Below are 12,872 nucleotides of genomic sequence, written 5' to 3'. Positions count from 1 at the left end.
TTGGTCATCGAACCAGGGGAGACTGATATGGCGCAGCATCACGACCATCACGGAACCATGGTTCCGCAGGACACCAATTTCGACAATGCCGACCAGCCGGGCATTTCCCAGCCCTATACGCAGACTGAAATCGAGGAGCTGCTGTATGGCGACGACCGACCTGCGGCCGAACGGCTGGCGCGGTTGCGCGAATTGCGCGACGAGAGTGCCATCCGCGAAAGCGGCGACTGGGGCGATCAGGACCCCGCCGCCATGCTGGACGAGCTCGACCGGGCCATCGACGAGCTGAGCGCGACCATCGCCAATGGCGAGGACGGCGAGACCTATGCCGGGCTTGCCACCAATTTCGACAACGATCCGGCGGACCGGCTGGATGCGCTGTCACCTGACGATGAGGACGCCCGCCAGGCCATTGAGGGCGACGAAGACGATGAAGACGTGGGCCTTGAGGAAGAAGCCTGGGATGGCGGTGAAGAATTCAGGACCGACAAGGATCTGCACTAAATCTCGGTACGGGCCCTGAGAGCCTGGCTGAGCGTGCCTTCGTCGAGATAGTCGAGCTCGCCGCCGACGGGGACGCCGTGGGCGAGGCGGGTGACTTTCGTGCCGGAGCCGGCGAGGCGGTCGGTGATGTAGTGTGCCGTGGTCTGGCCCTCGACGGTGGCGTTGACGGCAAGGACTATCTCCTTGAATTGGCTGGCTCTTTTGAGCAAGTCATCGATGGAGATATCGTCGGGGCCGACGCCGTCGAGGGGCGATAGGACGCCGCCCAGAACGTGGTAGCGGACGGCTCCTACCCCGGCGCGCTCCAGCGCCCAGAGGTCGGCGACGTCTTCGACGACGATCAGCATGCCGCTTTCGGCGCGGCGCGGGTCCGAGCAGATGGTGCAGGGGCTGACCGTATCGACATTGCCACAAATTTCGCAGGTTTTAACGGCACTTACCGCCCGGTCGAGGGCGGCCGACAGCGGGATCATCAGCTGATCCTTCTTCTTGATCAACTGCAGAACGGCGCGGCGGGCCGAGCGCGGGCCGAGGCCCGGCAGGCGGGCCAGGAGCTGGATGAGCTGTTCGATTTCGGGGCCGCCGGAAACCATTTCGCGTTCGCACCTTGCCCGTTCGCATTCGGGCCGAATTGGTTAGCAGACTGTTAGCATCGACGCGTTGGACACGTGACAATCAAAACGGGAATTTCATGCCTGGCGGGATGGGCAGGCCGGCAGTCACTTCGGCCATCTTGCGCTGCATTTCTGCCTCCGACTTTGCCTTGGCATCGGCATGGGCGGCGACGATCAGGTCTTCGAGAACCTCGACATCGTCTTCCTTGAAGAGAGACGGATCGACCTTCACTCCTTTCATGTCGCCCTTGCCCGACAAAGAGACCACGACCATGCCGCCGCCGGAGCGGCCTTCGACCACAAGATCGGCAAGCTCGGCCTGCATGGCCTCCATCTTGCCCTTCATCTCGCTGGCGGCCTTCATCATTCCCATGATGTCTTTCATTCGTCGTCCTCTTCGGATGGGGGCGGCGGCAAATCGGGCAATGCGGCGGTTGCGTCGTCGCGCACCGTTACGTTGACCACCTTGGCGCCAGGAAATGTATCAAGGATAGCCTTGACCAGTGGATCGTCATGCGCGGCGGCCTGCGCCGCCTGCTGACGCTGCGCGGCCTCCTGCCTGACGGTCAGGCCCTCGGGAGGCTTGCTGGAAACATTGACCAGCCAGCGCTGGCCGGTCCAGAGCTGGAGACGCGCCGAGAGCGTGGCGATGATGCCGGGATCGGCGCCATCGGCAAGGGCGACTTCGATGCGGCCCTGCTCGAAGGAAATGGGGCGCATCTGGCCTTCGAGCGCCAGCTTGACCAATACGTCGCGCTTGGCGCCGGCCAGGGCAATCAGTTCCTTGTAGGTGGCAACCGTGGCCAGAGCCGCCTGCGGCTGGACAGGATCGGCCCGCACGGCAACGGCGTCCATCGGTTGCGCGGTTTCAAGGCGCAGTGCGCTCGGCATGCCCCGCCCGACGCCACCACCCGATGGGGCACCACCGCCACTGGGCAGAGGACGATTGATCGGCGCGGACTGCACCGAACCCTGAGAGGGCGCCGGCATGTTGGCCAATCTGGCGATGAGGTCGTCGGGGCTGGGCAGGTCGGCGGCATAGGCTAGGCGGATCAGCGCCATTTCGGCGGCCTGCAGGCCATTGCGGGCGCGAGCGACTTCATCATAGCCCTTGAACAGGATCTGCCAGGCGCGGGTGAGCGCGCGCATGGGCAGCTTGCCCGCCAGCTCGGCGCCGCGGCGGCGTTCGTCGGGCGTGAGCGAGACATCGTCTGCCGCTGATGGAACGACCTTGATGCGGGTGACCAGATGGGTGAAATCGGCGAGGTCCGCGACCAGGGTCTGCGGATCGGCGCCCATGTCGTAGAGGGCGCGCATGGTCTCGATGGCGTCGCCGACCCGGCCGCCCATCAATTGCTCGAACAGGTCGATGATGCGGGCACGGTCGCCGAGACCGAGCATGGCCTTGACCGTGGCCGATGTGACCGTGCCATTGCCGTGGGCAATGGCCTGATCGAGCAGGCTGAGATTGTCGCGGGCCGAGCCTTCGCCGGCGCGGACGATCATGGCCAGGGCCTCGGGCTCGAAACGGACGCCTTCCTGATCGAGGATGGATTGGAGATAGGCGGTCATGATCTCGGGCGTGATGCGGCGCAGATCGAAGCGCATGCAGCGGCTGAGAATGGTCACCGGCACCTTGCGGATCTCGGTGGTTGCGAAGATGAACTTCACATAGGGGGGGGGCTCTTCGAGGGTCTTGAGCAGGCCATTGAAGGCCGCGGTCGAGAGCATGTGGACTTCGTCGATGACGTAGACCTTGTAGGGCGCCGAGGACGGCGCGTATTTCACTGAGTCGATGATCTCGCGGATATCGTTGATGCCGGTATTGGATGCGGCGTCCATCTCGATGACGTCGACATGGCGCCCCTCGATGATGGCGCGGCAGTGCTCGCCCTCGACAGCCAGGTCCAGCGTCGGATGGGGGCCGGAGGCATCTTCATAGTTGAAGGCGCGGGCCAGGATGCGCGCCGTGGTGGTCTTGCCCACGCCACGCACGCCGGTCAGGATGAAGGCATGGTGGATGCGGTTCTGCGCGAAGGCATTGCCCAGCGTCTGCACCATGGCATCCTGGCCGACAAGCGTGGTGAAGTCGCGCGGCCGGTATTTGCGCGCGAGGACGAGATAGGGCGAGGTCGGTGCGTCAGCCATCGAGCCCTCCATCGCCTCGCATTGCCGGGAATCTGGCTTGGGTCATGCTCCGACCATAGGGCAATGGCGCGCCGCCCGCAAAAGCCTCAAGCCGGTTTGCGAAACCAAACACCATCTGTGAACAGATTAAGTAGGAGGCTGGCATCGACCCGTGAAGGTCTCGTTGGGGCTGCTTCCTTCCGGACCTGACCCGGTTGGCGAGGAACACGTCCGCGCCAACCTCCCGATGGGCTATATGCGAAGAAAATGGGGCGGATGCAAGACCTCAGGGTGTGAGTACGATCATGCCTGGCCCCAATGGATGGCCCAGGGCCTCTCATCCCCTCTTTCGGTCGCCGAGAATAGGGCGGATCGTATGGGATACCTAAAGCCGCTTCAGCACGCGGGCCGGAACCGCCATGGCATCGGCAGGCACGCTGCGGCTGACGGTACCGGTGAGTCGCGGCGGATGATAGCGCGACTGGCGCCGGGCAAGGAAAGTCTCCAGACTGGATGTCGGGGAAGCGGGGCGGTCTTCGTCCTTTGGCCATAAGCAATCAACGGAGCCTTGCCATGACCGCCACCATTACCGCCTTTGCGACGTCACCCGACCGCGGCGCGGGACTGGCCCGCGATATGCGCCTGCGCTGGGCCTTCGAGGAGATCGGCCAGCCCTATGACGTGCGGCTGGTTTCGTTTGCCGAGATGAAGCAGCCAGCCCACCGTGCGCTCAATCCGTTCGGACAGATTCCGACCTATGAAGAGGGCGGCCTGGCCCTGTTCGAGACCGGCAGCATCATCATGCAGATCGCGCGAAGCCACCCCGGCCTGCTGCCCGACGAGCCCAATGCCCGGGCGCGCGCCATCACGTGGATGTTTGCTGCCGTCAGCACGGTGGAGCAACCCATCGTCGAGTATCAGAATGCCAAGCTGCTCGAGAGCAACAAGAGCTGGGCCGGGGAGCGCATGCCCATGGTCAAGGACCGCATCCGCGACCGGTTCAACGCCCTGTCCGCCTATCTGGGCGATGCCGAATGGATTGATGGCGATTTCAGCGCCGCCGATATCATGCTGGTGCATGTGATGCTGCGGGCGCGCAGCTCGGGCATATTGGAAGAATATCCCAATATCTCGGCCTATATTGCCCGCGCCCAGGCCCGGCCGGCCTATCAGCGGGCCTTTGCGGCGCAGCTGGCCGTTGCTACGGCAGCGGGCACGACTCAGCCGGCATAGGCCACCCAGCCGCGAAAGCTGAAAGCGGCGTAGAACTGGCTGATGCCGGAAAAGCCGGCCTGGGCGAGGAGCGCTTCTTCCTCGTCGGGCGACAGGATGGACAGCCGCGTACCGATGGCCTGGCGGGCGCTTTCCATCTGGGCGGCAGGCACGCCGTCAGGCGAGCCGTAGGCGACATGACGCGCAATCCACAGCGAGCGCTCGGGCTCGGCCTGCGGGAAGCTGATATGGGCCATGACGAAGGGCGCGCCCGGCTTGAGGCGGCGGCGAAGCTGCACCAGTGTTTCGAGGCGCTGGTCGCGCGGGACGAAATGGAAGGTCAGGATGCAGGTGGCGGCATCGAACGGACCTTCGGGGGCAATATCGACATAGCCCTGGTGCAACCGGATCCGCCCGGCATGGGCCGCCACGGTTCGCCCGGCCAGCTCCAGCATGGGTCCGGACGGATCGACGCCATCGAAGCTCCAATGCGGGTGAGCATCGGCGAGGGCCTTGAGCTCCAATCCGCCACCGGCTCCCAGGACGAGGACACGACCATCGGCAGGCATGTGCTCGGCGAGCAGGAGGGTGGTCATGCGCAGCAGGCCGGCATAGCCGGGAACCTGCCGTGGCGGGCCATCGAGGTAGGACGCGGCGGCCTGTTCGTTGAAGAATGACGACATGACTGGACCCTTTCGGTAAATGTAACTTCTATTGTTACATGATTGAGCCGAGGTCAAGCCCGGCGCCGTAAACCATGAATCCATATCGGCCCGGACGGCCAGCTCGCCACGCGTTAAGGTTTCGTCAACCATAAGCGGAGGCTGCCATGCGCGTTCCATCCATCGGCCTAACAAGCGATGAACGCCGTATCGTCGCAGAAGGCTATCGCCTGGCCGAACACATGCTGCGCAACTATCACGACAAGCCGAGCGTGATGGCGACGATCGGCAGGTGGCTGGCGCGGTTGCGCGGAATGGTGCTGGCGCGGGACTAAGGTCTCGTTCGGAGGAATGCGGGTGAGGGGCCCTGCCCCATCCCACGCTTCAATGCTCTCGGATAGCTCGACACCCCTCATCCGCCCTTCGGGCACCTTCTCCCTCAAGGGAGAAGGGGGAAAGCGCCAACGCCAGAAATGTGCCAGACAATTATTGCCGCTCCGGGGCATAGGGCCGGGGCGGATGGACGAGCGTGACCAGCACCACCGAGATCAGCATCAGCAGATACCAGGAGCCGAGCTTGGCCCAGCTCACCAGGGCCCAGCCATCAGCCTGGTCGGGGTAAATCCAGGCGCGCGACCAGGTGCCGATATTCTCGGCGATCCAGATGAACAGCGCGACCAGCAGAAAGGCCAGCAGCATGGGCATGCGATGGCGGAAGCGGAAGACGCGATAGTGCATGATGCTGCGCAGGTAGAGGGCGACGACCACCGCGAAGAGCAGCCAGCGGAAGTCGAAGATGAAATGGTGGCTGAAGAAATTGACATAGATGGCCACGGCCAGCAGCGCCGTCATCCAGACAGGCGGGTAGCGGGTGAAGGTTATATCGAAGATGCGCAGGATGCGGGCCATGTAGGAGCCGACGCAGGCATACATGAAGCCGGAAAACAGCGGCACGCCGCCAAGGCGGAAGAAGGCGTCCTCGGGGTAAATCCATGAGCCGGCCGAGGTCTTGAACAACTCCATGCCCGTGCCGACGATGTGGAAGATGAGGATGACCTTGGCTTCGCTCCATGTTTCGAGGCGGAAAGCGAGCATGGCAAGCTGGATCAGCAGGGCAGCGAGGAACCAGGCGTCGTAACGGGCGAGGCCGATATCGGGCCACCACAGCCGGGTGAGCAGGATCATGCCCAGCATCAGCCCGCCGAAAAGGCAGGCCCAGGCCTGCTTGAGGCCGAAAACCAGGAACTCGACCAGGCCATCGGCCAGCCGTCCGCGCGGCAGGCGCGCCAGGACCGCATGCGCCGCGGCATCGATCCGCGCTTCCAAACTCGTGAACCGGCTCAAGCCCCTCACCCTTGCTCACTGCGCCCCGGCTGGATATGCCCTGTCGAAGGTTTCGGAATTAAGGCAGTGCCATGACCAGACGTCGACCCACCTCGTTGCGCACCTCGGTCGAGGACGTCGCCGCCTCCAAGCGTGCGCCGCAGACGCCGCAGACGCAATCGGCCGCGTTCCGGCTCGCCTTTGCCGACGACGAGTTCATGACCTCGGAAGAAGTGCGCGGGGTGCGCTTCCAGCTGGAATATCTGAAACCTGAATTCCGGCTGCGCGAGCGGGGCATCAATTCGACAGTGGTGCTGTTTGGAGGGGCGCGCATTCCGGCGCCGGGGCAGCCGGCCTGGGCGGCCAAGAACGAGATACAGAAACGAAATCTGGAGGCCGCGTCGCGCTATTATGATGAGGCACGGCGATTTGCCCAACTCGCCTCATTCACCTCCAAGGCCATGGGCTTTTCGGACTATGTGGTGGTAACGGGCGGTGGACCGGGGGTGATGGAGGCAGGCAATCGGGGGGCGGCCGATGTGGGGGCGCCCTCGATCGGGCTCAACATCGTGCTGCCGCACGAGCAGGCGCCGAACCTTTATGTAACGCCGGAGTTGAGCTTCAACTTCCACTATTTCGCCACGCGCAAAATCCACTTCCTGATGCGGGCCAAGGCGGTGGCGGTGTTTCCGGGCGGGTTCGGCACGCTGGACGAATTCTTCGAGACGCTGACGCTGATCCAGACCGGGCGCATGGACAGGGTGCCGCTGCTGCTGTTCGGCTCGGAATTCTGGGGCAAGGTCATCAATTTCGAGGCGCTGGCGGAGGCGGGCACGATCGCGCCCGACGATCCCAAGCTGTTCAATATCGTCGATACGGCCGAAGAGGGCTGGGATATCGTGCGGCAGTTCTACAATCTGCCCGATATCGACGAGGTGTTGCGCGGGGATTGAGCTATTTGCTCTCTTCTGCCGGGTAAACGCCGAGCACCTTGAAATAATCGGTGAAGAAGCCGAGTTCCTCGAAGGCGTGCTGGACGCCGATGTCGGAGGGATGGCCCTCGATATCGGCGTAGAACTGGGTGGCGGTGAAGGCGCCCCCGACCATGTAGCTTTCGAGCTTGGTCATGTTGATGGAATTGGTGGCGAAACCGCCCATGGCCTTGTAGAGCGCCGCGGGCACGTTGCGCACGCGGAAGACGAAGGTGGTCTTGACCTTGCCCTGACCGGCCGGTGCTTCCTGCCGGTCGCGAGACAGGACGAGGAAGCGCGTGGTGTTGTGGTCGGCGTCCTCGATATTGGAGGCGAGGACGGTGAGGCCGTAAATCTCGGCGGCGAAGCGCGAGGCGATGGCAGCGACGGACTTGTCGGCCTTCTGCGCGACTTCGCGGGCCGAGCCAGCCGTATCGACGGCATTGATGGTACGGAAGCCGTTTTCGGAAATGAACTTGCGGCACTGGCCCAAGGCGACCGAGAGCGACTGCACGGCCTTGATATCGGCAAGGGCGGCGCCGGGCACGCCGAGCAGGTTCATCTCGACGCGCAGGAACGTCTCGCCGATGATGTTGAGGCCGCTTGCAGGCAGCAGGTGATGAATATCGGTGATGCGGCCATAGAGCGAATTTTCCACCGGGACGACGGCATAATCGGCGCGGCCGGATTGCACCGCCAGGATGGTTTCCTCGAAAGTCACGCAGCCGATCGCTTCTTCGCCGGGGAAAAAATTGGAGGCGGCGGCATGGCTGAAAGCGCCGGGCTCGCCCTGGAAAGCGATCTTCTTGGTCATCGAGGAGGTCCGTAGCTGGTAGGCGAATGGCTTTTGAACCCGGCGGGGGGCGGTGTCAATTGAAGCGGGTGGAGGGGCTCCACTCCGGGGGGGGCATTCCTCCACCCTCATGGCCTTCCCGCCTGAAATCGCTCCACTGGAGCGATTTTCCCTGCGGGACGGTTCGAAGTGTCGCAGTCGGCCTTTGGACGGTTGCGCCCGCTCCGCCTTGCGACTATCTTCCGCGCGCGTCGGGCCGCTCCGTTGAGGCGATTTTCCTTTGGGATATCGAAAGTTGAGCCGGGTTCGACTATCGTCCACAGGGGATGGACCGGCAGAGAGACCAAATGGATTCGTTCGAGCTTAACAAGATCATGGGCGCCGTGCTGGGCACGCTGTTGTTCGTCATGGGCGCCGGCTTTGTCGCAGAAGCCATCTACCATCCCATCGAAGGGCGCGGGCCGGGCTATGCCCTGCCAGAGCCGGAGGCCACCGAGCATGGCGCGGTAGCGGAAGCAGCGCCGGAAGTGCCGCTGGGCGTGCTGCTGGCCAGCGCCGACCCGACCAAGGGCGCCGCCGCCGTCAAGAAATGCCAGTCCTGCCACAATTTCGGCGAGGGCGAGCCCAACAAACAGGGCCCGCATCTCTATGGCGTGGTCGGCCGGCCGGAAGGCAGCGTCGAAGGCTTCTCGTATTCCGAGGGCATGCTGGCGCATAATGCTGCCGGCGATACCTGGACCTACGAGAACCTGAACCACTTCCTGACCAAGCCGAGCGACTATGTGCCGGGCACCAAGATGACGTTCTCGGGTATTCGTACCCCTGAGGAGCGTGCCGACATCCTGGCTTACCTGCAGACGCTGTCGGGCTCGCCAGTGCCGTTCCCGGCGGCAGAAGAAGCTGCTCCCGCAGCGGCCGAAGGCGACGCTGCGGCGCCGGCCGCCGAGGGCGAGGCAGCAGTGCCCGCCGAGACTGCCGCTCCGGCCGATGCAGAGGCTCCGGCCGATGCTCCTGCAGCAACGCCAGCCGAGGCCCCTGCGACCGAGCCGGCAGCCGCCACGGAAACGCCGGAAACGACCGCGACCGAAACGCCGGTCGAAGGCACCCCGACCACCACCGCGCAGTAAGCCTGCCGGATCAGAATCAATGAGAGCCGCGCCCGCAAGGCGCGGCTCTTTGCTTGAGGAGAAAGCCATGCTGCTGTTGCACCTGTCCGATGTCGACGAGGCGAACTGGGCCGAAAAGCTAAGGGCCGAATTAAGCCCCTATCCCGTGGTGCGGCGCGGCGACGACTTCGACCCGGCGGCGGTGCGCTATATCTTCGCCTGGAAGCCGAAGCCGGAGGCCTTTGACGGGCTGACCGGGCTCAAGGCCGTGCTGTCGCTGGGCGCCGGGGTGGATGGACTGCTCAAGCATCCGCGCCTGCCCGATGCGCCGATCGTGCGGTTTGTCGATGCGGATCTCAGCCAGCGCATGAGCGACTATGTGGTCGCCCATGTGACGATGCACCACCGGCTCTATTCCCGCTTCCGTGCCGACCAGAAGGCGCGGCGCTGGAGCCAGCTCTATCCGCCGGCCGCCTCGGAAACGAGCGTGGGCATCATGGGCATGGGCGTATTGGGGCAGGACGCGGCCGCGCGCCTCAAGCCGCTGGGCTTCACGCTGCGCAGCTGGAGCCGGACACCCAAGAGCATGACGGGCGTCGAGGGCTTTGCCGGAGCCGAGGCATTCGATGCCTTCCTCGCCGGCACCGATATCCTGGTGAACCTGTTGCCGCTGACGCCGGAGACCACGGGCATCCTCAACTACGAGACCTTCGGCAAGCTGCGGCGGGACCGGCTCGATGGCGGGCCTGTCATCATCAACGCGGCGCGCGGCGGGCATCAGCGCGAGGCCGATATCGTGCGGGCGCTGGGCGATGGCACGCTGGGGGCGGCGAGCCTCGATGTGTTCGAGACCGAACCGCTGCCGGAGAGCAGCCCGCTCTGGGATATCGAGACCTGCTATATCACGCCGCATATCGCGGCAATTTCCAACCCGGCAAGCGGCGTGCGCTATTTCTCGCAGATCATCCGCGACCACGAGGCGGGAAAGCCGCTGATCAATGTGGTGGATCGGCAGCGGGGATATTGAGGGCTCCCGTTCCTGAGAATCCAAATATCGGGGCTAAAAATTCCCACCCTTGATCCCTCCCCGCAAGGGGAGGGAGACGACTGAGACAATCGTGGGCGAACAAAGGCCCTTGAGCTTTTCCCCGGGGGAGAGATCAATAGAGGTCCAGTGCCCAGTATTGGCCATTGAGATCGGTGCCGAAGGAGCGGTGCTTTTCTTCGCGGACGAGCTGGAAGCCGGCGCCCTGATAGATGCGGCGGGCAGAGACCAGGCAGTCCTGGGTCCAGAGGATGATGCGCCGGTAGCCCGAGGCGCGGGAGAAGCGGACGGCTTCTTCGACGAGGCGCTTGCCGATGCCGCGACCGCGGAAGGCGGGCTCGGTATAGAGCATGCGCAGTTGGGCCGTGCCGGACTCTTCGGCGGGGATGATGAAGACCGAGCCGGCGATTTCGCCATCCTGCTCGGCGATCCACAGGGATTTGGGCGGATTGGCGGGCGCTGCTTCGTATTCGGCATAGATGCGGGTAATCAGCGTCTCGAATTCGCCATTCCAGCCCTGTTCGAGGTGATAGAGCAGGCCCTGGCGATGGATGAGCCAGCCGATATCGCCGACGCGATGCGGGCGGAGAACCAGCGGGGTATCGTCTGGTTCGCCCAGCAGCGCCTCGATGCGGCGCATGGCGCCGACGAGGTCGCGGCGGCCGAATGTGTCCAGCGGTTCCAGCAGGCCATTGGCAACGGCAGCATCGCTCATTTCGTTGAAGCGCCGATAGACCGCATCACCCTCGGGGGTCAGCGCCAGCGGGACCATGCGCCGGTCCCCGGCGCGCGGCAGCACGGCGACCACGCCCTGATCCACCAGCCGCAAAACCAGCCGGCTCATCTGGCCACGATCCATATCCAGGCCTTCGGCGATGATGGCCGAACTGGCATGGCCACGTTTGCCCAGTTCGTAAATCACCCGAGCTTCCGCCAGGGTATAGGGGCTCTGGTGCATGCCTTCTTCGAGCAGGCCAATGACTTTGGTGTAGAAGCGATTGAAGGCGCGGACCTGCGCGATCTCCGCGGGATTGACGGACATGGTCCGGCTCCGGAGGTTGACTGTTGATATAGTCAACCAATTAGTTGCTAGAGTCAACTATGCCGGATAGCGTTGCTTGAGCACGCCATAGACGGCGCGAATACCCTGGTCGGTGCCGCCCTGGCTACGGCCGGGACGCGCTTCGGGGGCCCAGCCATAGATATCGAGATGGACCCAGGCGGCCGCTTTGGCAACGAAGCGCCGCAGGAACAGCGCGGCCGTGACCGAACCGGCAAAGCCGCCGCTGGCGGCATTGTTCACGTCGGCGATTTTCGAGCTCATCATCGAATCGTAGGGCGACCATAGCGGCATCTGCCACAGCGGGTCGTCGGCGGCGGCGCCGGCGGCCATGAGGCTGCGGGCGAGGGTGTCGTCGGTGCTGTAGAGCGGGGGAAGATCGGGCCCCAGCGCAACGCGGGCGGCACCGGTGAGCGTGGCCATATCGAGCAGCAGTTCGGGCTTTTCCTCATCGGCCAGTGCCAGGGCATCGGCCAGGATCAGCCAGCCTTCGGCATCGGTATTGCCGATTTCGACGGTGAGGCCGAGGCGCGAGCGGAGCACGTCGCCGGGCCGGAATGCAGCCCCGGCAATGGAATTTTCGACGACGGGGATGAGCACGCGCAGGCGAACGCGCAGCTTTGCCGAGACGATGGCATGGGCAAGGCCCAGCACATTGGCGGCGCCGCCCATATCCTTCTTCATGATCAGCATGCCGGAAGCCGGCTTGATGTCGAGACCGCCGGTATCGAAGGTGACGCCCTTGCCGACCAGCGTCACCCTGGGATCATCCGCCCTGCCCCAGGCGAGATCGACGAGGCGCGGCGCCTGGGCGCTGGCGCGGCCGACGGCGTGGATCATGGGGAAATTGGCCTTGAGCAGGTCATCGCCCGCCGTGACCTTGACCGTCATCGCGTGGGCCTTGGCGAAGGCCCGGATTTCGGCCTCGAAGGCATCGGGACCGAGATCGTTGGCGGGCGTGTTGATCAGGTCGCGCGCCAGGGTGGCGGCCTCGACCAGGTGAGTGACTTCGGCAGGGCCGGGATCGGCGAGGGTCGGGGCGGGCTTGCCCTGGCGATAGCGATCGAAGCGATAGGCGCCGAGGCGAAAGCCGAGCGCGGCGAGCGCCGGATCGGCCACCGCACCTTCGAGGCGATAGGCGCCGGGAGCGAGGACGGCGCCGGCAAGGCCGGTGACCAGCGCCGGGCGGGAAGCGGCTTCGCCCATGCCGAAGAGCCAGGCATCGAGCGCCCCACCCTGCCCCGGCAGCGCCAGCAGGCGCCCGCGCTGGCCGGAAAAGCCGTTGGCCTCGGCCCAGGCGGCGTGTGCCACAGACAGATTGGCGGCGGCGAGGTTGCCCTCTTCGACGCAGATCAGCGGGAGGACGGGGGCTTTGGGCATGGGAGTACTCCGGACGATGTCGGCCCACTTGTATCGAGGCGAGCGTGGGGCGGCAACGCAGGCGTGGGGCAATCG

The 12,872-nt window shown here is 64.6% G+C and carries 14 protein-coding genes and 1 other RNA gene; 6 read left to right on the top strand and 9 right to left on the bottom strand.

Translation table 11 applies throughout. The features are described from left to right. Positions 1 to 27 precede the first annotated feature (27 nt). Positions 28 to 504: a hypothetical protein gene (locus tag ASD04_RS15180; RefSeq protein WP_056258722.1), complete on the top strand. Its 477-nt coding sequence runs from the start codon at positions 28 to 30 to the stop codon at positions 502 to 504. Here the strand turns inward: ASD04_RS15180 and recR are convergent. The 4 genes from recR to ffs form a co-directional block, all read right to left on the bottom strand. Then, positions 501 to 1,097 (bottom strand): recombination mediator RecR, encoded by a 597-nt coding sequence (gene recR / locus ASD04_RS15175; RefSeq protein ID WP_056258719.1) that lies wholly within the window; start codon positions 1,095 to 1,097, stop codon positions 501 to 503. The genes ASD04_RS15180 and recR overlap by 4 nt on opposite strands. A gap of 82 nt (positions 1,098 to 1,179) precedes the next feature. Continuing rightward, on the bottom strand, positions 1,180 to 1,503 hold the full coding sequence (locus ASD04_RS15170) for a YbaB/EbfC family nucleoid-associated protein (protein WP_056258716.1): 324 nt from the start codon (positions 1,501 to 1,503) through the stop codon (positions 1,180 to 1,182). After that, a complete protein-coding gene (locus tag ASD04_RS15165) occupies positions 1,500 to 3,266 on the bottom strand; it encodes a DNA polymerase III subunit gamma/tau (RefSeq protein ID WP_056259280.1) in 1,767 nt (588 codons plus the stop codon). The genes ASD04_RS15170 and ASD04_RS15165 overlap by 4 nt, the downstream gene beginning before the upstream one ends. Before the next feature lie 129 nt (positions 3,267 to 3,395). Beyond that, positions 3,396 to 3,491: signal recognition particle sRNA small type (ffs, locus tag ASD04_RS19220), an RNA gene on the bottom strand. A gap of 327 nt (positions 3,492 to 3,818) precedes the next feature. Here ffs and ASD04_RS15160 point away from each other — a divergent pair. Beyond that, on the top strand, positions 3,819 to 4,478 hold the full coding sequence (locus tag ASD04_RS15160; protein ID WP_056258714.1) for a glutathione S-transferase family protein: 660 nt from the start codon (positions 3,819 to 3,821) through the stop codon (positions 4,476 to 4,478). On the opposite strand, the gene ASD04_RS15155 is transcribed toward ASD04_RS15160, so the two are convergent. Continuing rightward, a complete protein-coding gene (locus ASD04_RS15155) occupies positions 4,466 to 5,140 on the bottom strand; it encodes a class I SAM-dependent methyltransferase (RefSeq protein ID WP_056258711.1) in 675 nt (224 codons plus the stop codon). The genes ASD04_RS15160 and ASD04_RS15155 overlap by 13 nt on opposite strands. Before the next feature lie 146 nt (positions 5,141 to 5,286). On the opposite strand from ASD04_RS15155, the gene ASD04_RS19490 reads away from it, so the two are divergent. Then, positions 5,287 to 5,454 carry a hypothetical protein gene (locus ASD04_RS19490; protein WP_156461271.1) on the top strand — a complete coding sequence of 56 codons (168 nt, stop codon included), beginning with the start codon at positions 5,287 to 5,289 and terminating at the stop codon, positions 5,452 to 5,454. A 151-nt stretch (positions 5,455 to 5,605) separates the two neighbouring features. Here ASD04_RS19490 and ASD04_RS15150 read toward each other — a convergent pair whose 3' ends face one another. Beyond that, a complete protein-coding gene (locus tag ASD04_RS15150) occupies positions 5,606 to 6,463 on the bottom strand; it encodes a DUF817 domain-containing protein (RefSeq protein WP_056258707.1) in 858 nt (285 codons plus the stop codon). A gap of 71 nt (positions 6,464 to 6,534) precedes the next feature. Between ASD04_RS15150 and ASD04_RS15145 the strand changes: the two genes are divergently transcribed. After that, positions 6,535 to 7,395 carry an LOG family protein gene (locus ASD04_RS15145; RefSeq protein ID WP_056258704.1) on the top strand — a complete coding sequence of 287 codons (861 nt, stop codon included), beginning with the start codon at positions 6,535 to 6,537 and terminating at the stop codon, positions 7,393 to 7,395. 1 nt (position 7,396) lies between these two features. Here ASD04_RS15145 and ASD04_RS15140 read toward each other — a convergent pair whose 3' ends face one another. After that, entirely contained in the window at positions 7,397 to 8,227 is an 831-nt protein-coding gene (locus ASD04_RS15140) for a prephenate dehydratase (protein ID WP_056258702.1), read from the bottom strand. A gap of 326 nt (positions 8,228 to 8,553) precedes the next feature. On the opposite strand from ASD04_RS15140, the gene ASD04_RS15135 reads away from it, so the two are divergent. After that, positions 8,554 to 9,333, top strand: coding sequence for a cytochrome c family protein (locus tag ASD04_RS15135; protein WP_244488333.1), 780 nt, complete (start codon positions 8,554 to 8,556; stop codon positions 9,331 to 9,333). A gap of 67 nt (positions 9,334 to 9,400) precedes the next feature. Further along, positions 9,401 to 10,339, top strand: coding sequence for a glyoxylate/hydroxypyruvate reductase A (locus ASD04_RS15130; RefSeq protein ID WP_056258699.1), 939 nt, complete (start codon positions 9,401 to 9,403; stop codon positions 10,337 to 10,339). Between the two features lie 133 nt (positions 10,340 to 10,472). Here the strand turns inward: ASD04_RS15130 and ASD04_RS15125 are convergent, their stop codons facing one another. Together ASD04_RS15125 and ASD04_RS15120 are read right to left on the bottom strand one after the other, a co-directional pair. Further along, positions 10,473 to 11,399 carry a helix-turn-helix domain-containing GNAT family N-acetyltransferase gene (locus tag ASD04_RS15125; RefSeq protein WP_056258696.1) on the bottom strand — a complete coding sequence of 309 codons (927 nt, stop codon included), beginning with the start codon at positions 11,397 to 11,399 and terminating at the stop codon, positions 10,473 to 10,475. Positions 11,400 to 11,456: 57 nt separating this feature from the next. Continuing rightward, the gene (locus ASD04_RS15120) at positions 11,457 to 12,797 is read right to left on the bottom strand and encodes a leucyl aminopeptidase family protein (RefSeq protein WP_056258694.1); all 1,341 of its coding nucleotides are present in this window, start codon (positions 12,795 to 12,797) and stop codon (positions 11,457 to 11,459) included. Between the last annotated feature and the right edge of the window lie 75 nt (positions 12,798 to 12,872).

This window comes from Devosia sp. Root436, assembly GCF_001426345.1.
Classification (GTDB): domain Bacteria; phylum Pseudomonadota; class Alphaproteobacteria; order Rhizobiales; family Devosiaceae; genus Devosia.
The sequence above is the reverse complement of the archived record's forward strand: the minus strand, read 5'-3'. Positions and strand labels throughout refer to the sequence as shown.

Excerpts from the sequence above, each read along its gene's own strand:
- ASD04_RS15180 (WP_056258722.1), top strand. The coding sequence starts at position 28 with ATGGCGCAGCATCACGACCATCACGGAACCATGGTTCCGCAGGACACC.
- recR (WP_056258719.1), bottom strand. The coding sequence starts at position 1,097 with ATGGTTTCCGGCGGCCCCGAAATCGAACAGCTCATCCAGCTCCTGGCC.
- ASD04_RS15170 (WP_056258716.1), bottom strand. The coding sequence starts at position 1,503 with ATGAAAGACATCATGGGAATGATGAAGGCCGCCAGCGAGATGAAGGGC.
- ASD04_RS15165 (WP_056259280.1), bottom strand. The coding sequence starts at position 3,266 with ATGGCTGACGCACCGACCTCGCCCTATCTCGTCCTCGCGCGCAAATAC.
- ASD04_RS15160 (WP_056258714.1), top strand. The coding sequence starts at position 3,819 with ATGACCGCCACCATTACCGCCTTTGCGACGTCACCCGACCGCGGCGCG.
- ASD04_RS15155 (WP_056258711.1), bottom strand. The coding sequence starts at position 5,140 with ATGTCGTCATTCTTCAACGAACAGGCCGCCGCGTCCTACCTCGATGGC.
- ASD04_RS19490 (WP_156461271.1), top strand. The coding sequence starts at position 5,287 with ATGCGCGTTCCATCCATCGGCCTAACAAGCGATGAACGCCGTATCGTC.
- ASD04_RS15145 (WP_056258704.1), top strand. The coding sequence starts at position 6,535 with ATGACCAGACGTCGACCCACCTCGTTGCGCACCTCGGTCGAGGACGTC.
- ASD04_RS15140 (WP_056258702.1), bottom strand. The coding sequence starts at position 8,227 with ATGACCAAGAAGATCGCTTTCCAGGGCGAGCCCGGCGCTTTCAGCCAT.
- ASD04_RS15135 (WP_244488333.1), top strand. The coding sequence starts at position 8,554 with ATGGATTCGTTCGAGCTTAACAAGATCATGGGCGCCGTGCTGGGCACG.
- ASD04_RS15130 (WP_056258699.1), top strand. The coding sequence starts at position 9,401 with ATGCTGCTGTTGCACCTGTCCGATGTCGACGAGGCGAACTGGGCCGAA.
- ASD04_RS15125 (WP_056258696.1), bottom strand. The coding sequence starts at position 11,399 with ATGTCCGTCAATCCCGCGGAGATCGCGCAGGTCCGCGCCTTCAATCGC.
- ASD04_RS15120 (WP_056258694.1), bottom strand. The coding sequence starts at position 12,797 with ATGCCCAAAGCCCCCGTCCTCCCGCTGATCTGCGTCGAAGAGGGCAAC.